General features: G+C 59.8%; 15 protein-coding genes and 2 pseudogenes. 6 read left to right on the top strand and 11 right to left on the bottom strand.

The window, feature by feature from the left end; genetic code table 11:
* Nucleotides 1-40: 40 nt before the first annotated feature.
* The 5 genes from ACZ9BX_RS18830 to ACZ9BX_RS18810 form a co-directional block, all read right to left on the bottom strand.
* Nucleotides 41-1,228 carry a Gfo/Idh/MocA family protein gene (locus ACZ9BX_RS18830; RefSeq protein WP_476219537.1) on the bottom strand — a complete coding sequence of 396 codons (1,188 nt, stop codon included), beginning with the start codon at nt 1,226-1,228 and terminating at the stop codon, nt 41-43.
* Between the two features lie 192 nt (nt 1,229-1,420).
* Nucleotides 1,421-2,473: a sugar phosphate isomerase/epimerase family protein gene (locus ACZ9BX_RS18825; protein WP_476219535.1), complete on the bottom strand. Its 1,053-nt coding sequence runs from the start codon at nt 2,471-2,473 to the stop codon at nt 1,421-1,423.
* 248 nt (nt 2,474-2,721) lie between these two features.
* Complete coding sequence (locus tag ACZ9BX_RS18820) at nt 2,722-3,672, bottom strand: substrate-binding domain-containing protein (protein WP_476219533.1); 951 nt, start codon at nt 3,670-3,672, stop codon at nt 2,722-2,724.
* 68 nt (nt 3,673-3,740) lie between these two features.
* Nucleotides 3,741-4,751 carry an ABC transporter permease gene (locus ACZ9BX_RS18815; protein ID WP_027507940.1) on the bottom strand — a complete coding sequence of 337 codons (1,011 nt, stop codon included), beginning with the start codon at nt 4,749-4,751 and terminating at the stop codon, nt 3,741-3,743.
* Nucleotides 4,752-4,824: 73 nt separating this feature from the next.
* Entirely contained in the window at nt 4,825-6,351 is a 1,527-nt protein-coding gene (locus ACZ9BX_RS18810) for a sugar ABC transporter ATP-binding protein (protein WP_476219532.1), read from the bottom strand.
* Between the two features lie 167 nt (nt 6,352-6,518).
* Here ACZ9BX_RS18810 and ACZ9BX_RS18805 point away from each other — a divergent pair, with 167 nt between their 5' ends.
* Nucleotides 6,519-7,550, top strand: a complete 1,032-nt coding sequence (locus ACZ9BX_RS18805; RefSeq protein WP_476219530.1) for a LacI family DNA-binding transcriptional regulator — start codon at nt 6,519-6,521, stop codon at nt 7,548-7,550.
* A 48-nt stretch (nt 7,551-7,598) separates the two neighbouring features.
* On the opposite strand, the gene xylA is transcribed toward ACZ9BX_RS18805, so the two are convergent.
* The 5 genes from xylA to ACZ9BX_RS18780 all read right to left on the bottom strand — a co-directional run bounded on the left by xylA (nt 7,599) and on the right by ACZ9BX_RS18780 (nt 14,554).
* Nucleotides 7,599-8,909 carry a xylose isomerase gene (gene xylA / locus ACZ9BX_RS18800; protein WP_476219528.1) on the bottom strand — a complete coding sequence of 437 codons (1,311 nt, stop codon included), beginning with the start codon at nt 8,907-8,909 and terminating at the stop codon, nt 7,599-7,601.
* A 180-nt stretch (nt 8,910-9,089) separates the two neighbouring features.
* Nucleotides 9,090-10,544 (bottom strand): xylulokinase, encoded by a 1,455-nt coding sequence (gene xylB / locus ACZ9BX_RS18795; protein ID WP_476219527.1) that lies wholly within the window; start codon nt 10,542-10,544, stop codon nt 9,090-9,092.
* Between the two features lie 16 nt (nt 10,545-10,560).
* Complete coding sequence (locus ACZ9BX_RS18790; RefSeq protein ID WP_476219526.1) at nt 10,561-11,586, bottom strand: LacI family DNA-binding transcriptional regulator; 1,026 nt, start codon at nt 11,584-11,586, stop codon at nt 10,561-10,563.
* 132 nt (nt 11,587-11,718) lie between these two features.
* On the bottom strand, nt 11,719-13,305 hold the full coding sequence (locus ACZ9BX_RS18785) for a DHA2 family efflux MFS transporter permease subunit (protein WP_476219525.1): 1,587 nt from the start codon (nt 13,303-13,305) through the stop codon (nt 11,719-11,721).
* 22 nt (nt 13,306-13,327) lie between these two features.
* A complete protein-coding gene (locus ACZ9BX_RS18780; RefSeq protein WP_476219523.1) occupies nt 13,328-14,554 on the bottom strand; it encodes an HlyD family secretion protein in 1,227 nt (408 codons plus the stop codon).
* A gap of 155 nt (nt 14,555-14,709) precedes the next feature.
* On the opposite strand from ACZ9BX_RS18780, the gene ACZ9BX_RS18775 reads away from it, so the two are divergent.
* From ACZ9BX_RS18775 to ACZ9BX_RS18765, 3 genes and pseudogenes are all read left to right on the top strand, one after another.
* Nucleotides 14,710-15,387 carry a TetR/AcrR family transcriptional regulator C-terminal domain-containing protein gene (locus tag ACZ9BX_RS18775; protein WP_476219522.1) on the top strand — a complete coding sequence of 226 codons (678 nt, stop codon included), beginning with the start codon at nt 14,710-14,712 and terminating at the stop codon, nt 15,385-15,387.
* Nucleotides 15,388-15,451: 64 nt separating this feature from the next.
* A pseudogene (locus tag ACZ9BX_RS18770) lies at nt 15,452-15,849 on the top strand (GyrI-like domain-containing protein); the annotation flags it as partial.
* 102 nt (nt 15,850-15,951) lie between these two features.
* A complete protein-coding gene (locus tag ACZ9BX_RS18765) occupies nt 15,952-16,701 on the top strand; it encodes a TerC family protein (RefSeq protein ID WP_027507930.1) in 750 nt (249 codons plus the stop codon).
* A gap of 45 nt (nt 16,702-16,746) precedes the next feature.
* Here ACZ9BX_RS18765 and ACZ9BX_RS18760 read toward each other — a convergent pair.
* Nucleotides 16,747-17,084 (bottom strand): annotated as a pseudogene (locus tag ACZ9BX_RS18760) (hypothetical protein).
* Between the two features lie 131 nt (nt 17,085-17,215).
* Here ACZ9BX_RS18760 and ACZ9BX_RS18755 point away from each other — a divergent pair.
* Nucleotides 17,216-17,986, top strand: coding sequence for a bestrophin-like domain (locus tag ACZ9BX_RS18755; RefSeq protein ID WP_476219520.1), 771 nt, complete (start codon nt 17,216-17,218; stop codon nt 17,984-17,986).
* Nucleotides 17,987-18,099: 113 nt separating this feature from the next.
* The gene (locus tag ACZ9BX_RS18750) at nt 18,100-19,869 is read left to right on the top strand and encodes an SLC13 family permease (RefSeq protein ID WP_476219518.1); all 1,770 of its coding nucleotides are present in this window, start codon (nt 18,100-18,102) and stop codon (nt 19,867-19,869) included.
* Nucleotides 19,870-19,890 lie beyond the last annotated feature (21 nt).

Genomic DNA, 19,890 nt, shown 5'->3' with positions numbered 1-19,890 from the left:
GGCGGCAGCCGGATGAGGGGCTAGTCCAGAAACTTGGCCATCAGACCTTCACCCAAGCGCCATTCCGCTTCGATGAAGCAACGCAGGCCTCGACGAAGGCGACCCCCTTCACGCCGTCATCGACAGTCGGATAAACCACGGCCTTGTCGACCGCTTTGCCCGTCTTGTGCGCATTGATGGCGTGCGCCGCTTCCGTGTAGATCGTCGCGAAGGCTTCGAGGTAGCCTTCCGGATGACCGGACGGAATGCGTGACACGCGGGCAGCGGCGGCACCGGAACCCGCGCCGTTGCGGGTGATCAGCCGCTTCGGCTCGCCGAATGGCGTGTACCACAGGTAGTTCGGATCCGCCTGCACCCACTCGAAGCCGCCCTTGGTGCCGTAGACGCGGATCTTCAGGCCGTTTTCATGGCCGGGCGCCACCTGGCTGCACCAGAGCATGCCCTTGGCCGGCTTCTCCTTGCCTTTTGCCTTAAAGCGCAGAAGCACGTGAGCATTGTCGTCCAGGCGGCGGCCTTCGACGAAACTATCGAGATCGGCGGCGAGGCTATCGAGTTCGAGGCCGGTGATGAAGGAGGCAAGGTTATAGGCATGCGTGCCGATATCGCCGGTCGAACCGCCCGCACCCGACTGTGCCGGGTCGGTGCGCCAGACGGCCTGCTTGGCGCCGGTCTGCTCGACAGGCTCGGTCAGCCAGTCCTGCGGATATTCGGCCTGCACGATGCGGATGTCGCCGAGTTCGCCATTGGCAATCATCTCGCGCGCCTGGCGGACCATCGGATAGCCGGTGTAGTTGTGCGTCAGGATGAACAGCGCGCCACTCTCGTCGGCGACCTTCCTCAGCTTCTTTGCATCGGCGAGGTTGGAGGTCAGCGGTTTGTCGCAGATGACGTGGATGCCCCGGCGCAGGAATTCCTTGGCGGCATCGTAGTGAACATGGTTCGGCGTGACGATCGAGACCGCCTCGATGCCGTTCTTCAGCTTCGCCTCGCGGATCGCCATTTCCCGGTAGCTCGCGTAAGTGCGCGACGGATCGAGCCCGAGGTCGCGGCCCGATGCGGTCGACTTTTCCGGTGTCGACGACAGCGCACCTGCGATGAGTTCGTACTGGTCGTCGATGCGGGCCGCTATCCGATGCACGGCGCCGATGAACGCGCCCGCCCCGCCGCCGACCATGCCGAGGCGGATGCGCGGCTCGCGCGCCTGTTCCGTTGATCCTTCAATTGCCATTCGTTCCTCCAAAGAAATGAGTGTTCATCGACGGTGCCGCGATTCCCTTCTCGCCCAGCGGGGGAGAAGGTGGCGGTAGCCGGATGAGCGGCAGGCGACACAGTTTTCGCTGTTTGCTCAGGACGTCGCTCCGCTCCTCATCCGTCCTTCGGACATCTTTCTCCCCAGCGGGGGAGAAGAAAAAAGCAAGGCTCAGAGCCCGAGCATGCGGCGGTTCGCCGCCTGGTCCGTGCCGCTGCCGGCAAAATCGTCGAAGGCCTTCTCGGTGACGCGGATGATGTGTGCCTTGACGAAATCGGCGCCTTCACGCGCACCGTCTTCCGGATGCTTCAGCGCGCATTCCCATTCGACAACGGCCCAGCCGTCGAAATTGTTGGCGGTCATTTTCGAGAAGACGGCGCCGAAATCCACCTGGCCGTCGCCGAGCGAGCGGAAGCGGCCGGCACGTTCGACCCAGCCTTGGTAACCGCCATAGACGCCCTGACGCCCGGTCGGATTGAACTCCGCATCCTTGACGTGGAACATCTTGATGCGGTCCTTGTAGATATCGATGTTGTCCAGATAATCGAGGCACTGCAGGACATAGTGCGACGGGTCGTAGAGCATGTTGGCGCGCGGATGATTGCCGACGCGCTCCAGGAACATCTCGTAAGTCACACCGTCATGCAGGTCTTCGCCCGGGTGGATCTCATAGCAGACATCGACGCCTTGGGCATCGGCATGGTCGAGGATCGGCTTCCAGCGGCGGGCAAGCTCATCGAAGGCCGTTTCGACAAGACCGGCTGGACGCTGCGGCCACGGATAGATGAAGGGCCAGGCAAGCGCGCCGGAAAAGGTGGCATGCGCCTTGATGCCGAGATGCTTGGAGGCCGTCAGCGCCATCTTCACCTGCTCGACTGCCCATTCCTGCCGCGCCTTCGGATTGCCGCGCACTTCCGGTGCGGCAAAGCCGTCGAAGGCCTCGTCGTAGGCCGGATGCACAGCTACCAGCTGACCCTGGAGATGGGTCGAAAGCTCGGTGACCTCGATACCATTCTCGCGCGCCTTGCCGGCGAATTCGTCGCAATAATCCTTGGAGCTGGCAGCCTTCTTCAGATCGATCAGCTGACCAGCCCACGTCGGAACCTGCACGCCCTTGTAGCCGACATCAGCCGCCCATTTAGTGATTGAATCCCATGAGTTGAAAGGCGCGGCGTCGCCCGCAAACTGCCCGAGGAACAGGCCAGGCCCTTTGATCGTCTTCATGTCAGAATCCTCCCTGATGATCGACCGTAAACGTTTATGATAACTTCCAACACGCGTTTTGGCGGGTGCAAGGCGCCTCCACGCTTCTTGCAGCAGATGTACCTGAAAAGCCGAAAGTCAAACCGAAGCGAACTAATCATGCCTACCCGGAGGCTGCAAGAGGTACGTGCAGCAATCTTTGCCGCAGCGTGTACGCAAACAAAGAAAATGCGCCCGTCCTTGCGAATGGGCGCATTGCAGTCGGATGATCAGAACGGAGAATCCGGGAAGTAGAAGTCCTTGGCGTTATCCTTGGTAACGAGCGTTGCGTCGAGAATGTAGGTGCCGCGGACAGGGACCTGATCGTAGAAATTCGCAGCCGTCATTTCCATCGCCGTGCCGACCATTGCCGGCGGATAAAGAACGTCGACCGGGATCAGCTTGTCGCCATCCATGACCTTCTTGACCATGTCCTTGGAGCCGGCGCCGGCGATGACATACTGAATGTCCGTACGCTTGGCCTGCTCGATGGCCTGCAGCACGCCGACGGCCATGTCGTCGTCCTGGCACCATACGACGTCGATCTTTTGATACTTCGTCAGATAGTCCTGCATGACCTTGAAGGCATCGTCGCGGTTCCAGTTGCCGTACTGGCGATCAAGAACCTTAACGTTCGAACCGGCGATGCCCTTGTCGAAGCCGTCTTGGCGCTGCTGGTCGATCGGGATCGGCAGGCCGCGGATGACGACGACCTCCGCATCCGGCGTGTTTTCCTTGATGTACTTGCCGGCGACTTCGCCGAGCGCCGGGTTATTGCCGGCAATGTAGAGGTCACGAACGGAATCGTCGTTGTTGCTCGGCGCACGGTCAACGAGCGCCACGAACTTGCCGGCGTCCTTGATTTCCTTAATGGCGTTGACGAGCGGATCCGGATCCGACGGCAGGATGACCAGCGCGTCGATGCCCTGCGTGGCAAGATCCTGCACGGCGTTTGCCTGGCTTGCAGCATCCGGCGAGGTCTTGACGATGACGTTGAGGCCTGGATGCTCGGCCATCAGCAACTTGGCCACGCGTTCCGCATGAAACACGACGCCAGCAGTCCAGCCATGGTCGGCTGCTGGAATTGAAACGCCGATCGTTACCTTCTTGTCCTGGGCGTACGAGACGCCCGTGAGGACTGCCATGGCGGCGACGGCCAGCCCCATAATTCTTTTACGCATTTTTCTCTCTCCCAAATAATGACTGGGCCCTATCGATCGAGGACCGGGCGACCCATAAACCCGGCTATTCACGGTTTGCGCACCAGCGACCGCTGAACCAGCATGGCGATGATGATGATCGCCCCCTGGATGGCGCCGATCAGGTATTCGCTGATAAAATTCGAAAGCAGCATGATGTTGCCGACGAGTTCGAGAATGAAGGCGCCGCAGATCGTGCCCCAGACCCGGCCCGCGCCACCCTTGAGCGCCGTGCCGCCGACCACCACGGCGGTGATCGCCTGCAACTCCCAGAGGATGCCGGTCGTCGCCGATGTCGAGCCAAGCCGCGGCACGTAGAGAAGCACGGCGATGGCGACGCACAGGCCCTGGATGACGAAGGCGATGGTACGCACACGGTTGACGGCGATGCCGGAATAACGCGCCACGTCGCTGCTGGAGCCGACCGCCACGACATGCCGCCCATAGCGGGTCCGGTAGAGGACGAAGGCTGCAACGCCGGTGACGGCAAGGATCACGGCGATCGGAACCGGCACGCCGAGGATGGAGCCAAAATAGGCCGGACGGTAGAGCGTCTGCAGTTCAGGCTCGCGCAGCGTGATGGCGCCGCCCTGCGAAAGCCAGGTGGTCAAGCCGCGATAGACGCCCATGGTGCCAAGCGTCGCGATGAAAGGCTCGATCTTGCCGACGGTGGTGATGAGACCGTTCGCGAGCCCGCATGACGCGCCGATCACAATCGTAAGCACGACAGCAGCCGTCAGCATCAGCGCCGGATCGGCAATCGCTCCGGAATTCATGAACAGGATCATCAGGCTGGCGACGAAAGCGACCATCGACCCCACGGAAAGGTCCAGGTCGCCCGCAGAGATCACGAAGGTCGCGCCGACCGCGATGATGGCAATGAAAGCGCTTCTCGTCGCGACGTTTGCAAGGTTCGTGATGCCGATGAAATTCGGATTGACCAGCGCGCCAACCACAAGAAGCAAAGCCAATGCCGCAAAGGGCGCGACCGCCCGAAGATCGACATCGCGCCACAATCGGCGCCGACTTTCTTTTTCGCTGCTTTCCTCACTTGCACTCATGCTCAAAACCAACCTCCCGTCCCATTGCCCCTGGGAATTCGCCCGCTACGCCTCGACCGGATATTTCACCTGGTCAGGCAGCAATCTTCTTTTTCAATCCCGCCGCGTAGCGCATGATTTCCTGTTCGGAGATTTCATCACCCTCCAGAATGCCGACGACCCGCCCTTCGCGCATCACGGCAATACGCGTGCAAAGTCCGATCACCTCCGGCATCTCCGAAGAGACCACGATGATCGAATGGCCATCACGGGCCAGAGCCGAAATGAAATGGTAGATCTGCTGCTTGGTGCCGACATCGATGCCGCGGGTCGGCTCGTCTATGATGATGATCTGCGGCTCGATCTCCATGACTTTGGCCAGAAGCAATTTCTGCTGGTTGCCACCGGACATGCGGCCGGCAACGATGTTGCCGTCCCTGACACGAATGTCGAAGCGGCGGCGTGCTCTCGCCATCGCAGAGGCTTCACTCGCGGCGCTCAGATAGCCAAACCGGCCATGCTTGTCCAAGGATTGCAGCGTAAGATTGGCGATCATGCCGGAATTGAGAAGCAGTCCCTTAGATTTGCGGTCCTTGGTCATATAGGCCAAGCCCGCGCGGTTTGCGGAATGAACATCGTGCGCGGGCACGGACTGCCCGTTGGCCGTGACTTCGCCAGCCGAGCGCGAGCGCAGACCCATGATCGCCTCCATAAGCTCGGTACGGCCGGAGCCGATCAAGCCGGAAAAGCCGAGGATCTCGCCCCTCCGGACCTCGAAACTCGCATCACGGACATAGTGGGTCGATACGGACTTGACGCTGAGAACAATCACTTCGTCGACATTGGGCTCATGCTTGGCAGGATATAGGCTGGAGAGTTCGCGCCCGACCATCAATTGGGCGATCGATTCACCGTCTAGGATGGAGGTGGGCGAGGTCTTCACCCATTGGCCATCGCGCAGCACGGTGACCCGGTCCGTCAGCTCCATGACCTCGTCAAGCTTGTGGGAAACGAAAACGAAACTCGTTCCCTTGTCGCGAAGCTTGCGCACCTGTTTGAACAGGCTGTTGATCTCCTCGCGAGAGAGCACGGCGGTGGGCTCGTCCATGAACACGATCCGCGCATTGCGGCTGATCGCCTTGGCGATCTCCACCATCTGCTTGTCGGCGATCGAGAGCGTGCTGATCTGCGCATTCACGTCGACATGCGAGCCGAGAAGATCGAGGACACGCCGCGCTTCAGCACGCATATACTTGCGGTCGAGGACGCCGAAACGCGTGACCTCGCGGCCGAGAAACAGGCTCTCGGTGACGGTCAGATGTTCGGCGAGATTGAATTCCTGATGGATGATGACGATGCCGAGCGCTTCGGCGGCACCATCGGGCGGCAGCTTCACCGGCTTGCCGTCGAGCAGGATTTCGCCGGAGCTTGGCTCTTCGAAACCGGAAAGGATCTTGACGAGGGTGGATTTGCCGGCACCGTTTTCGCCCATCAGCGCATGGATTTCGCCGGCGCGAAGATCGAAATTGACGCTGAAAAGGACCTGCACGCCGCTGAACGACTTGCTAATTCGCCTTGCGGACAGCACCACCGCGCCGTCTTCGACGGTCTCCGGACCCATTATTCCCTCCCTACGGCTCCCGTCCGCTTACGGAGTGTGTAAACCTTTACATTGGCCATGTAAAGGTTTACATCATAGCCCACACGGCAATTTTTCAGCGTCGCCTTTGACCTTCGGGGAAGTCTGTGTAGTGTCCCGGGTCAAGACGAGACCCAAGGCAGAGCGCAGTGTCGAATTCCAGCCCCGCAACAATCGAAGATGTCGCCCGAATTGCCCAGGTTTCGATTGCAACGGTCTCCCGCGCAATCCATATGCCTGAGAAAGTCGCGAACTCGACGCGCCTCAAAGTCAATCAGGCAATCGCCATCACCGGCTACACGACGAATGCGATGGCGCGCAGCCTGCGGCTCGGGCGCTCGAACATGATTCTCGTCGTCGCGCCTGACATCGGCGATCCGAATTTCTCCAACATCTTGGTCGGACTGGAGAATGAGGCGCGCGCACATGGCTACGGCATCCTTATCGGCCATACGCAGAATGATGCGCAACGCGGCCTCGAATATCTGAAATTCCTGAATTCCAACCAAGCGGCCGGGCTGATCCTCTTCACCGGTATCCTGCCCTTCGGCCATCAGACGATGACGGCGCGCCTGCCGCCCAGTGTTGGCGTATTCGAGCCGGTCTTCAACGGTGGTATTCCATATGTCGGCGTCGACGATACCGCCGGAGCCCGCAAGGCAGTTGATCTGCTGATTGCTGAGGGCCACCAGAAGATCGCCTTCATCGGCGATTCGCGCACCCGCCTCGCCTATAGCCGACGGCGCATGGGTTATGACGCGGGACTGGATGCCGCAGGCATCGGTGCCGATCTTCGAATTGTCTTCGAAGGTGACGGCACGATCGAAAGCGGACGACTGGCGGTCGAACAACTTTTCATGCGCGATACCCTGCCGACGGCCTTCATGTGCGTCAACGATCAGACCGCAATCGGCGTGATAATAGGCCTCGGTGCGCGCGGCTACGATATTCCACGGGATTTTTCCGTGACCGGCTTCGACGACGTGCCGCAGGCGGTCTTCATATCGCCATCGCTGACGACGATCCGCCAGCCACGCACAGCCATCGGCAAGCATGCCATGGCGCTCCTGCTCGAACTCCTGTCAGACGGCCAGCCAGCCGAGACAGAAATCCTGCTCAGACCCGATTTGGTGGTCCGCAACTCGGTCTCCGCGCCCTCGCGCAACTGGACGAGGAAGTAGGACAGAGGGCGGCGGCAGCCGAATGAAAGCTGCCGCCGGCCGCATCGCTCAAACGTAGCGGTTGACGACGTTTTCCAGCAGTTCCTGCTTGCCGGACTTGGGTTGCGGATTGATGTCTTTGCTCTCGACCCAACCGGCGATCTGCTCCAGCGAGTATTCGCCGCGCAGCAGCTTTTGGCCTTCGGCGGTGTTCCAGCCGGCGTAACGGTCTTCGAGTGGCTTGGAGAGAGCCTTGTCCTCGATCATTTTGGCCGCCGCCTTGAGACCGCGGGCGCAGCAATCCATGCCGCCGATGTGGCCGATCAGCAGGTCTTCCGGATCGAGCGACTGGCGGCGGAGCTTGGAGTCGAAGTTCGTGCCGCCGGTCTTGAAGCCGCCGCCTGCCAGGACGTGGTAGTAGGCGAGCGCCATTTCCGGAACGTTGTTCGGGAACTGGTCAGTATCCCAGCCGGACTGGTAATCGTTGCGGTTCATGTCGATCGAGCCGAAGATGCCAAGCGCGTTGGCAAGCGCCAGCTCGTGCTCGAAGGAATGGCCGGCGAGGATCGCATGGCCCTGCTCGATGTTGACCTTCACTTCGTTTTCGAGGCCGTTCTTCTTCAGGAAGCCGTAAACCGTCGCAACATCGTAGTCGTACTGGTGCTTGGTCGGCTCCTGCGGCTTCGGCTCGATGAGGATCGTGCCCTTGAAGCCGATCTTGTGCTTGTATTCGACGACGAGGTTGAGGAAGCGGCCGAGCTGGTCGAGTTCGCGCTTGAGATCAGTGTTCAGCAGCGTCTCATAGCCTTCGCGGCCGCCCCAGAGAACGTAGTTTTCGCCGCCGAGCTTCTGCGTCGCATCCATGCAGGTCTTCACCGTCGCAGCCGAAAATGCAAAGACATCCGGATCCGGATTGGTCGCAGCCCCGGACATGAAGCGGCGGTTGGAGAAGAGATTCGCTGTGCCCCAGAGCAGCTTGACGCCGGTCGCCGCCTGCTTCTCGGCGAAGTAGTCGACGATCTCGTTGAGGTTCTTCGTGTTCTCCGCGAAGTTCTTGCCTTCCGGACGCACGTCGGCGTCATGGAAGCAATAGAACGGCGTTCCGAGCAGCTGGAAGAATTCGAAAGCGACGTCGGCCTTCAGCTTCGCAGCCTTCATCGTGTCTTCGAACCACGGACGCAGGAAGGTCTGGCCGCCGAAGGGGTCGCCACCCGGCCAGGTGAAGGTGTGCCAGTAGGCAACCGCGAAGCGCAGATGCTCTTCCATGCGCTTGCCCATGACAATTTCGTCGGGCTGGTAGTGGCGGAAGGCCAGCGGATTGGTGCTATCCGGCCCTTCATATTTCACTTTCTGGATGTCGCCGAAAAATCCGGTGCTCATGGTTTTGTCTCCTTGGGTTTCAAATTATTGTTCTGCCAGACGGCCCCCTCATCCGCCTGCCGGCACCTTCTCCCAGTTGGGGAGAAGAGACCCGCTGCAACATCGCGCCTCTTTCGAAGCCGGTTCTGCGAGGCTCCCCCTCTCCCCTCGGGGAGAGGGTAGTGTGAGGGGCTATCCGAACTAATGCACCAGCGATTTGATCGCCGGATAAAGCGCCCGGTAGCGTCTGTAGGCATCCTCATACGTACCGCTCAAAGCCGCGACCGGCTCGATCGTTCCTGCCGTCTTCGGCGGCGTGCATACGGCAACCGGATCGGCACGTGTGGCCGCGATCAGGCCGAGGCGGGCGGCACCGAAGGCCGCGCCGAAATCGCCGTCCGCCGGCAGGTCTACCGGGACGCCAAGCGCCGTTGCGATCGACGCCAGCCAGTAGCGCGAGCGTGAACCGCCACCGATGGCAGTAACGCGGGAAATATCCGTGCCTGCCGAACGCAGGGCTTCAAGATTGTCGCGGATGGCGAAGGACACGCCTTCGAGCACAGCCTGTGTCAGCACCACCCGGCTGCTTTCATGCTCAAGGCCGATGAAGGCGCCGCGTATGACGGCATCATTGTGCGGCGTGCGCTCGCCTGAAAGATAAGGAAGAAAGGTGACGCCGGATGGTGCCTTCAGCGCCTCGCCGAGTTCGTTCGTGAGGTCTGCGGCGGATTTGCCGGTGACGTTCGAATGCCAGTTCAAGGCATCGGTGGCCGAGAGAATGACGCCCATCTGATGCCAGGTGTTCGGCAGTGCGTGGCAGAAGGCATGGACCGCACTCTCTGGCTTCGGCAGATAGGCGGAATTCGCCGCGAAGAGAACGCCGGAGGTGCCGAGCGAGACGAAGGCCGCCCCATTACTGACCGTGCCCATGCCGCAGGCAGACGCCGCATTGTCCCCTGCCCCGCCGGCAACGACGACATCGCCCGCAATGCCCCACTTGGCGGCAAGTTCGCCGCGTAGTTTGCCGGCCTGCTCAGTCCCTTCGACCAGTTTAGGCATCTGATTCTCGTCGAGACCCGTCGCAGCCAGAAGCTCCGGCGACCATTTGCGCTTTCCAGTGTTGAGCCATGACGTGCCTGCCGAGTCCGACATTTCCGACATGTGCTCACCGGTCAGCCAGAGCCGCAAATAGTCCTTCGGCAGCAGCACCCAGCGTACCTTGGCGAAGACTTCCGGCTCGTTTTTGGCGATCCAGGCAAGCTTCGGCGCGGTGAAGCCGGGAAAGACGATGTTACCGGTGAGCCTACGGAACCTCGGATCCGCATCCAGCGCGGCAGCCTCAACGTGAGAACGCGTATCGTTCCAGAGAATGCAGGGACGAAGCACCTTGTCATCGGCGTCGAGCAGCGTCGCGCCGTGCATCTGGCCGGAAAGGCCAACACCCTTGACGGCCGCAAATTCCTTCGGATGTTTGCCCTTCAGGCCCGCTACTGCCTCCTCCGTCGCACGAATCCAATGCGACGGTTCTTGTTCCGACCAGCCGGAATGCGGACGCGAAACCTCGAGCGAACCATTCGCCGAGCCGATGATCTTCTGATTGCCGTCGATGAGCATCGCCTTGACGCCCGAGGTTCCGAGATCGAGACCCAGATACATGTCGTTCTCCTTGCCGTTACGGCAGATTGTCTTTCAGGAATATGTCGAGGCGGATGCGCTCTTGCGCATCGATGACGGCAAGCCCGTCGGCCTTTGCTTTAAGAACCCGGATTGCACTGCGCACCTCGTGGCCGGCGTTCTGATTGAGGATTGCATCGATCGTGCCGTCGATGAGGGCCGCGCGTGTATGGATGGTCAACTCATGGGCAACGACCGTCAAAGTGCGGCGTGATGCTTTCGCCTTCAGCGCTCTGATAAGGCCACGGTTGCCGGCGCCCAAGCTGTAGACGCCAATCACCCGCTCATGCTTGGACAAGGCATCGGCGACCAGCATATGCGCCAGTTCCGGATCGTCGCGGCCTTCGAGGACCGGCAGGACGGAAAGCTTTGGAAATTCCTGCGCCATCAACGCGGCGAAGCCTTCCAGCCGCTCGCGATGGTCGCGCACCAGCATGGAACCCGCAAGCACTGCCACCTCGCCCTCGGCATCGCCAAGAAAGCGTCCGAGAAGACGCGCTGCGGTTCTTCCGGCGGCGATATTGTCGATACCCGCATAGTGATGTCGGCGGGATCCTGTGAGGTCCGAAACCAGCGTGACGACAGGAATGCCGACGGCTACCAGCTTGTCGACTGCGGCGACCACTTCCGGTGCATCGATGGCGACGAGCGCGATCCCGGCCGGACGTTCATCGGCAAGTTTTTCGAGCGCCGCGACCAGAGCAGCGGGATCGAAGGCGGCAACTTCAACCGTCCGGATGCTCGTCCTCTCGGCCGGCGAGCGGATCATCGCTTCGCGGATTTCGGCGTTGAGGCCGTGCATGAAGGAATTGTCGGAGGCAGGCAGGATAAAACCCAGCGGATAAGTGCGGCCCTTGGCAAGATTGGCGGCAGCGACATCGCGGACATAACCGATCTTGCGGATTGCCGTTTCCACCTTCTCGCGCGTGATGCGGCGGACACCGGGGCGCTGGTTCAGCACGCGATCGACGGTCGCGAGACTGACCCCTGCCGCAGCGGCGATATCATGAACTGTAGGCCTCATCGCTCCTCCTGATGAAACCATTAACTCCAAATCTGATGTACGTAAATCAAATTTTTTGGCAGTTGCCAAACGCACATAAAAAGGCCGGCATTGGTTTTTCCAAGCCGGCCGTAATTTCATTTCTTTGAACGCTCAGTGGCCTCCGCCGCCACCGCCCTGAGGTGCCGGCTTCTTGATCATCGCGACACCGAGGATCATGGCCATGAAAAGTACGGTCAGGATCAGGAATACGTCACTGAAGGAGAGGATGATCGCCTGTTTGGTGGCAAGCCCGACCATCTGCTTGATGGCAACCGACGCCCCGTCCATGCCATAGGAATTGAAGTTGGCAGTCAGGTTGTTGATCTGGTCGACCGCGGCCGGATTTCCCCAGTCAATGTTTTCGCGCAGGCGCTCATAGTGCACGTCCTGCCGATTGGTCAGCACCGTATTGATCACCGCAAGGCCGACAGCCCCGCCGAGGTTACGAGTCAGGTTGAACAGTCCGGACGCACCACGGATACGTGAAGGCGGCATCGTGCCGAGCGCGATGTTGTTGATTGGCACCATACACATCATCAACCCGAAGCCGCGCAGGATCTGCGGGATGAAGAGCTCGTAGAAATCCCAGTCATCCGTCAGATGTGTCATGATGAAGGTACCAGCCGCGAAGCTGGTAAAACCGATTGCCATCATCAGGCGCAGGTCCATCTTTGTCGACAACCGGCCAGCGATCGGTGCGGTGAGGAACATCGCAAGCCCAGAGACGAACATGGTCTCGCCGATCATCAGCGAATCGTAGCCGCGGATGCGCCCCAGATAGACCGGGTAGATATAGGTGAGGCCGTATAGCCCGATCCCCATGACGAATGAGAACACGGAACCGAAGGAGAAATTCCTGTTGGTAAAGGCCCTGAGGTCGACGACGGGAAAGTCCACGGTGAAGGCGCGATAGAAGAAGATGATCGCGCCTGCCGCGGAAGCCACAGCACCGGCGACGATATAGTCATCGTTGAACCAGTCGTTCGAACTGCCTTCCTCCAGCACGTATTCCAGTGCGCCGAGGAAGGTGCCCATGGAGAGGAGTCCCCACCAGTCGAATTTCCTGAAGAGCGACAGTTCCGGTTTGTCGAAATCGATGAAATTCCAGGTGACGGTCGCCACGACAATGCCGGGAATGACGTTGACGAGAAATAGCCAGTGCCACGAGAAGGCATGACTGAGATAACCGCCGACGGTCGGGCCGATCGTCGGCGCAAGCGTGGCGATCAGGCCGATGATCGGCGAGACGATGCTGCGCTTCGACGGCGGGAAGATGGTGAAGGCGGCCGCAAAGACCGATGGGATCATGCCGCCGCCGATAAAGCCCTGGATGGCGCGGTAGACTATCATCTGGTCGATGTTCGTTGCCGTTGCGCAGAGCACGCTCGACAGCGTGAAACCGGCAGCTGAGATCGCGAAAAGGTAGCGTGTCGAGATGATGCGCGCGAGAGTGCCCGACAGCGGAATCATGATGACTTCCGCAATCAGGTAGGACGTCTGCACCCAGCCGATCTCATCCGAGCCGGCGGAAAGGCCGGCCTGAATTTCCGCGAGCGATGCAGAGACGATCTGGATGTCGAGGATCGACATGAACATGCCAAGCACCATCGCAAAGAACGCGATGAGCTTGCGCGGGTCCATTCGCTCTTCGGCACCGGCGCCCGGAATGGCTCCTGCTGTAGCGGTGGTGGTAGCCATTGGCCCTACTCCGGCTGGCTGATCACTTTGCTGCCTGCTCTGCAGCCGGCGCCGTGCGGGTATCGACATCGACGACGACGCTCAGACCGGCGCGCAGACGGCCGCTGTTAAGCGCATCCTGAGACAGGGCAATGCGGACCGGGACGCGCTGGATAATCTTGGTGAAATTGCCCGTCGCATTCTCCGGCGGCAGCAGCGAGAAGACCGAGCCGGAAGCCGGCGAAATCGACTCCACGGTGCCGACGATCGGATGATCGTCGTAGGCATCGACATGCACGTTGACTCTCGAGCCTGGAACCAGGTGCTGGATCTGCGTTTCCTTGAAATTGGCGTCGATATAGAGCTGACGCACTGGAACGAGCGCCATCAGACGCTGCCCCGGCGAAACGAGGTCGCCTTCCTGAACCGAACGGTTGCCGACGACGCCATCATAAGGCGCCTTGAGGACAGTGAAGGAGAGGTCACGGGCAGCCTTGTCCCGCTGAAGTTCGAGCGTGCGGACCGAACCTTCGGCTTCCTTGCGCTGCGCTTCGAGAATGGCGATGTTGGCTTCCGATGACTTGATGCTGGCATCTCCGCCGATGAGATTGGCCTTGGCCTGGTCGAGAGCGATGTTGGCGTTGTCGAGATCGGCTGTCGTGCCGACCGCTTTCGCCTGAAGCTCCGACTGCCGCTTTTGAGTGATCTCGGCGCCGCGAACCGCTGCCTCGAGAGCGACCTTGGAAGCCTGCGCCTGCGCAAGCGACGCCTTGGCGCCCTCGATCTGCGCGTCGATACGGCTCAGCGACAGCTTTTCAGTCGCGATCTGGGCTTCGGCCTGTTCGAGGGCATTCTGATAATCGCCATTGTCGAGCGTGGCGAGCACGTCACCGGCCTTCACCTGCTGGTTGGCGAAGACGTTCACCTTGGCGACATAGCCGGTGACCTTCGGCGAGATCGTTGCGATATCGCCTTCGATATAGGCGTCATCGGTCGAGACCATGAAGCGGCCGTTCGTCCACCATTCGTAGCCGTACCATGCGCCGCCCGCGAGGAGGGCAAGCGCAATGACCGGCAGCGCCAGGCTGCGGCGCTTCTTCTTTTCCTCGACCTTGCCATCAGGCATCGTCTCAACGCTCTGCACCTGCGGAGCGCCGCGAGCCTCCGCGGTGGGGGCGTCCGCGGAGGCTACGGCTTCCGGCTTGGCCGCTTCGGCCTCGGCGGAATCGCTAACAATGCGTGCAACATTGGTTTTCTGACTGGACGACATGAACAGATACCGGGTAAACGAGTGATAATGATCGAACTGAACGGTTCGGTTCAGTTGACATAGAGCCTTTTTAAAGCCATATCAAGTCACATCGAACCGCGCGGTTCGATTTTTGCTAAAGAATCTTCGCGAGTGCGAACGTGGTTAAGGAGACGATGACAGAGGTTTTCAAAGATTCCGTCGTAGAAGCCCCGGCTGCGAGCGGCCGATGGGCGGCGGGAGAGGATCCGGCAAAGCGCAAACAGATCCTCGAAGGAGCCAAGCGTGTCTTCATGAAACTCGGTTTCGATGCCGCGAGCATGAACGACGTGACGCGCGAGGCAGGTGTTTCAAAAGGAACGCTCTACGTCTACTTCGCGAACAAGGAAGAACTTTTTACCGCGATGATGGAGACCGAGCGCGCCGCCTTTGTCGCCAGCGTGCGTGCGGCTCTCAATGCAAATCCTGACCCGGATACCGCTCTTTATGATTTCGGCATGACCTTCGTCCGGCACACGACCGAAGAAAAGGTCATCAATGCTATACGCACCGTCATCGGGGTGCGCGACCGCATGCCGCACCTCTGTCAACGCTTCTTCACCGGCCCCGAGAACATCCGGACCGTCCTCACCGACTATCTGAAGACGCAGGTCGCCGCCGGGCATTTTTTGATCGAGGATGTCGAACTCGCGGCGCGCCAGTTCCTGGAACTTTGCGGCGGAGGCTTCTTCAAGCTACGCCTCTTGGGCGACATGGCAGGTCCTCCCTCCGAAGAAGAGATGAGCCGTATCATCCGCGGCGCGATCCGCGTTTTCCTTGCGGCTTACGGCACTCACCAGAACCGGTCGGCCTAAACGTCTTCGATTCCGCCCGGCGTCGCACTAAAATCCAGCAATAGCGATCAAGCCCTGCCTCCCGGGCGGCAATACCGCGATTCCCTCGCTTTGGCAGAAGTTAAATACCTATTTCGGCGGCAATATTCCCGGCCAGGGCGGTATCGCCGCCTATGGCATCTGCACGCATATCGAAGGAGAAGCCGAGAAGTTCCGCTATGTGGCAGGTGCCGAAGTCACAGACACGGGCGACCTGCGGGAGGGTTTTACTACGCAGGTGCCAGGTCAGCGCTACGCTGTCGTCACCCATCGCGGTCACGTTTCCGCTATTCCGGCAACGATGCATCATATCTTGGGATTTGGCTCCCCTCCTCGGGTCTGCAGCACGCCGAGATGCCGGACATGTTCGGGCGTTACGACGAGCATTTTGATCCCCATACCGGCATGGGCGTTACGGAAGTCTGGATACGGGTGAGGGAATAAAAGCCTTCCCGCTTTCGTATATCCCCCTGCGCGCTTGTTTCTTGGCGCCTTCACCTTAAATTGCGGGGCGTCAGATTCGATGGCGCGAGGAAAAATATCGATATGCAAGATATCATGATGCTTGTTCAGGATCCGGCAGCCTGGGTGGCTCTGGTGACCCTGGTTGTCATGGAAGTCGTTCTCGGTATCGACAACCTGATCTTCATTTCCATTCTCACCAACAAGTTGCCGGTCGAGCATCGTGACAAGGCCCGCAAGGTGGGCATCAGCCTCGCGCTCGTCATGCGTCTTGCATTGCTTGGCACCGTGGCTTGGATCGTCCAGCTCACCACGCCTGTTTTCGAGGCTTTCGGTCACGGCTTCTCGTGGAAGGACATGATTCTGATTGCAGGCGGGTTGTTCCTCGTATGGAAGGCCACCAAGGAAATCCACCACAGTGTCGATCCGGAGGATCACAACGAGGATTTCATCGCGAGTTCGGCGACGACGGGATTTGCGGCGGCGATCGGCCAGATCCTGCTACTCGATCTTGTTTTCTCGGTGGACAGCATCATCACCGCTGTCGGCATGACGCCGCACCTGCCGATCATGATCATCGCGGTCATCTCAGCGGTGACAGTAATGCTGTTTGCAGCAGCGCCGCTTGCGAATTTCATCGAGAAGAACCCAACGATCGTCATGCTGGCGCTCGCCTTCCTTTTGATGATTGGCACGACGCTGATCGCCGATGGCATGGGTTTCCATGTGCCGAAGGGCTATGTCTATGCCGCCATGGCCTTCTCGGCGCTGGTCGAAATCTTGAATATGTTCGCGAGAAACGCCCGAATGCGGAAGAAGGCCGGCGGGCATTGACGAAATTGAAGCGGGGCGCGGCAACGCCGCGCCCTTTGCTTTTGTTCACGCAGCCCTGGCGAGTTTCCTATCGATCGCCGACGCCAGCCGCTGATCCTCTTCCGTGATATCCGGCGCGAAGCGGGCGACGACCTTCCCACTGCGGCCAGCGGTGGTCAGACGCTGATAGAGCGGGTGCGTATCTTCGCCCTTGGCCGGGAAGGCCGCGATGACGAAGCCGGCTCGCGCTTGTCTTCACAGCGCTTTTCGAGGCCGTCATATTGTTTGGTCAAGCCGCATTTCGAGGCAACGTTGACGACCAGCATCACCTTGCGGCGATATTCGCTCAGCGTCGTTTCACGGCCATCGGCCAACTTTGCCGATACGTTCAAAAGATCAGTCATAGCCATTCTCCAGCTCGAATCCCGAAGCGAAAACGATACCCGCACCTTCGTTTGTCCAGCGGGTTGATGGTCCGCATAGTGGGCAAATCATCTCAAAGCAGCTAGTTTGCATGCGAAGGACAGCACATTCTATGGGGGGAAGAACCGTGCGGGAAGTGCTTGTAGCGGCCTTGGTTTTCGCCTGCCTCGTGATCGCTTCGCTCGGAACGATGCTGGGCTATTCGAAGTTGCCTGCACATCACCGCCAGGATGAAACCAACACTGTCGTCCGGCTGGTCGCCAATATTTTCGTTGTGATGACCTCCCTCGTATTCGGGCTGATGATCAACTCGGCGAAGAACACATTCGAAGCACTTGACAACAACGTTCATTCCTTCGCTACCGAGATCATTCTTCTCGATCGAACGTTGCGCACCTATGGCCTCGAAGCTCATGACGCCCGACAAAGTCTTGTTGCCTATGTCGAAAAAGCATTGACCAATACGGCGCGTATCGACGGCTCGCTCGTCAGAAGCGATCGGGCGTCGGAACTAGCCCTAAACGGCGTAGGCGATAGTTTGTCGGTGATCAGTCCTATCGATGCCGGTCATGTCGCTCTGTGGGATAACGCACGCCAGCAATATCAGAAGATCGTCGAGCAGCGATGGGTCATCGTCGAGCAGTCGGAAGGGGTCATCCCCCTACCTATCATCTGCATGCTCGCTGCCTGGCTTATCCTGATCTTTGCGAGCTTCGGCTACCGGGCACCCAAGAATATCATTGTTGCCGCAATGTTCGTCATGTCCGCGCTGCTTATTTCCGCCTCGCTGTATCTCGTCCTGGATATGGACATCCCCTTTGCGGGATTGATCCAGATTTCCGATGCACCACTTCAGCGGGCACTTGCCGAAATAAAGAGCTAGGAAGCGTGGCAGGAACATTGATCGCGCCGCCGCATTGATAAGCCACGCAAGCGTCACATTTACTGTCCGTGGGCGGATCTTCTTCCGCCGATCGGTCCGAGTCCTGGAGCAGCATGACTACTGCGCAGATTCTCGCCTTCGGCGTTATTGGCCTGATGATGGCAATCTTCATCTGGGACCGGTTCCGCTATGATCTCGTTGCCTGTTGCGCGCTGGTATTGGCCATCGCCGTGGGCATTGTTCCCTTCGACAAGGCCTTTTCTGGCTTCAGCGACGAGATCGTCATCATCGTCGGTAGCGCGCTGATGGTAAGTGCGGGCGTAGCGCGTTCCGGCGTCGTCGACAACGCCATCAAACGCTTCTTCCCGAACCTCGACAAACTGCATCTGCAGCTGGCGCTTCTTCTGATCGTCGTCGCAGTGCTTTCCGCCTTCATCAAGAATATCGGTGCGCTGGCGATCATGATTCCCGTCGCGTTCCAGTTCTCGAGGAAGACTGGCAAGTCGCCCTCGCTCTACCTGATGCCGATGAGCTTCGCGGCCTTGCTCGGCGGGCTGATGACGCAGATCGGCACCTCACCGAACATCGTCGTATCGCGGCTGCGTAACGAGATCGCCGGCACCCCCTTCACCATGTTCGATTTCACGCCCGTCGGCGCAACGCTAACGCTCGTCGGCGTCGCGTTCTTGATCTTCTTTTATTGGCTGGTGCCGGAACGGCAGAACGAGAATCCAACGCTGGAAGAAGCGCTCGATCTGAAGACCTACTTTTCCGAGGCGAGCGTGGTCGAGGGTTCCAGCTTCGATGGGAAGGCGCTCAACGAGATCCTGCAGTTGGGTGATGGAGAAGTCGTGGCGACAGCGATCCTTCGAGGCCATGCCCGGATGTCGCCCTTTCCGGATATCACGCTTAGGGCCGGCGACACGATCCTGCTTGAGGGAAGACCAGATGCCCTCGATCGTGTCGTTTCCAACGCCAAGTTGAGGCTCTCGGGAAAGCAGATGCCGCAGATGAGGGCGGAAGGCGACGTCACGTCAATTGAAGCCGTCATTTCGGCGGAATCGTCGCTCATTGGCTGGTCGGCGCGCCAGCTTTCGCTCTTCAACCGGCGGCGCATCAACCTGCTGGCCGTGAGCCGCCATGGTCATCGTCTGACCGAGCGGCTGAGCGAGGTCACATTGCGCGCGGGCGACGTTGTGGTGCTTCAGGGAAGCCGAAAGAACCTGCCGGGCTTTCTGCAGGAATTCTCGTGCCTGCCGTTGGCGCAGCGCGATATCATGCTGGGCACGCAGCGCCGCGCCTTTATGCCGATCCTCATCCTTGTCGCGGCCATGGGTGTGACTGCCGCAGGGCTCGCCCCGGTTTCCGTTGCCTTCTTCTGCGCGGCCCTTTCCATGGTCATCTTCCGCGTGATCCCTTTGGCCGAGATATACAAATCGCTTGATGGGCCAATTCTCATCATGCTGGCGGCACTCATTCCCGTCTCGGACTCCCTGAGGACGACAGGCGGCAGCGAGCTGATCGCCGGGTGGCTTGGTCACTTCGCGACCCAGATGCCGCCTTCCGGAGCGCTTGCGCTAATCCTCATAACGGCGATGGCGATAACACCCTTCCTCAACAATGCGGCGACTGTGCTTGTCATGGCACCGATCGCCGCAAGCTTCGCGCAGACGCTAGGGTACAGGCCGGAAGCCTTCCTGATGGCGGTTGCGATCGGCGCAGGCTGCGATTTCCTCACGCCGATTGGTCATCAGTGTAATACGCTGGTCTTCGGCCCCGGTGGTTACCGGTTCAGCGACTATCCGCGCCTTGGCCTGCCGCTCTCCTTCATCATCATTCTCGTCAGCGTGCCGATGCTTCTCCACGTCTGGCCGGTCCACTGAGGCAGGGTACTGCCCATTTTC

Source organism: Rhizobium sp. USDA 3886 (assembly GCF_056279785.1).
This window is presented reverse-complemented; position numbering and strand designations above follow the sequence as displayed.

Coding starts and splice junctions, on each gene's coding strand:
- ACZ9BX_RS18830 (WP_476219537.1), bottom strand. CDS start 1,228: ATGGCAATTGAAGGATCAACGGAACAGGCGCGCGAGCCGCGCATCCGC.
- ACZ9BX_RS18825 (WP_476219535.1), bottom strand. CDS start 2,473: ATGAAGACGATCAAAGGGCCTGGCCTGTTCCTCGGGCAGTTTGCGGGC.
- ACZ9BX_RS18820 (WP_476219533.1), bottom strand. CDS start 3,672: ATGCGTAAAAGAATTATGGGGCTGGCCGTCGCCGCCATGGCAGTCCTC.
- ACZ9BX_RS18815 (WP_027507940.1), bottom strand. CDS start 4,751: ATGAGTGCAAGTGAGGAAAGCAGCGAAAAAGAAAGTCGGCGCCGATTG.
- ACZ9BX_RS18810 (WP_476219532.1), bottom strand. CDS start 6,351: ATGGGTCCGGAGACCGTCGAAGACGGCGCGGTGGTGCTGTCCGCAAGG.
- xylA (WP_476219528.1), bottom strand. CDS start 8,909: ATGAGCACCGGATTTTTCGGCGACATCCAGAAAGTGAAATATGAAGGG.
- xylB (WP_476219527.1), bottom strand. CDS start 10,544: ATGTATCTGGGTCTCGATCTCGGAACCTCGGGCGTCAAGGCGATGCTC.
- ACZ9BX_RS18790 (WP_476219526.1), bottom strand. CDS start 11,586: ATGAGGCCTACAGTTCATGATATCGCCGCTGCGGCAGGGGTCAGTCTC.
- ACZ9BX_RS18785 (WP_476219525.1), bottom strand. CDS start 13,305: ATGGCTACCACCACCGCTACAGCAGGAGCCATTCCGGGCGCCGGTGCC.
- ACZ9BX_RS18780 (WP_476219523.1), bottom strand. CDS start 14,554: ATGTCGTCCAGTCAGAAAACCAATGTTGCACGCATTGTTAGCGATTCC.
- ACZ9BX_RS18775 (WP_476219522.1), top strand. CDS start 14,710: ATGACAGAGGTTTTCAAAGATTCCGTCGTAGAAGCCCCGGCTGCGAGC.
- ACZ9BX_RS18765 (WP_027507930.1), top strand. CDS start 15,952: ATGCAAGATATCATGATGCTTGTTCAGGATCCGGCAGCCTGGGTGGCT.
- ACZ9BX_RS18755 (WP_476219520.1), top strand. CDS start 17,216: ATGGGGGGAAGAACCGTGCGGGAAGTGCTTGTAGCGGCCTTGGTTTTC.
- ACZ9BX_RS18750 (WP_476219518.1), top strand. CDS start 18,100: ATGACTACTGCGCAGATTCTCGCCTTCGGCGTTATTGGCCTGATGATG.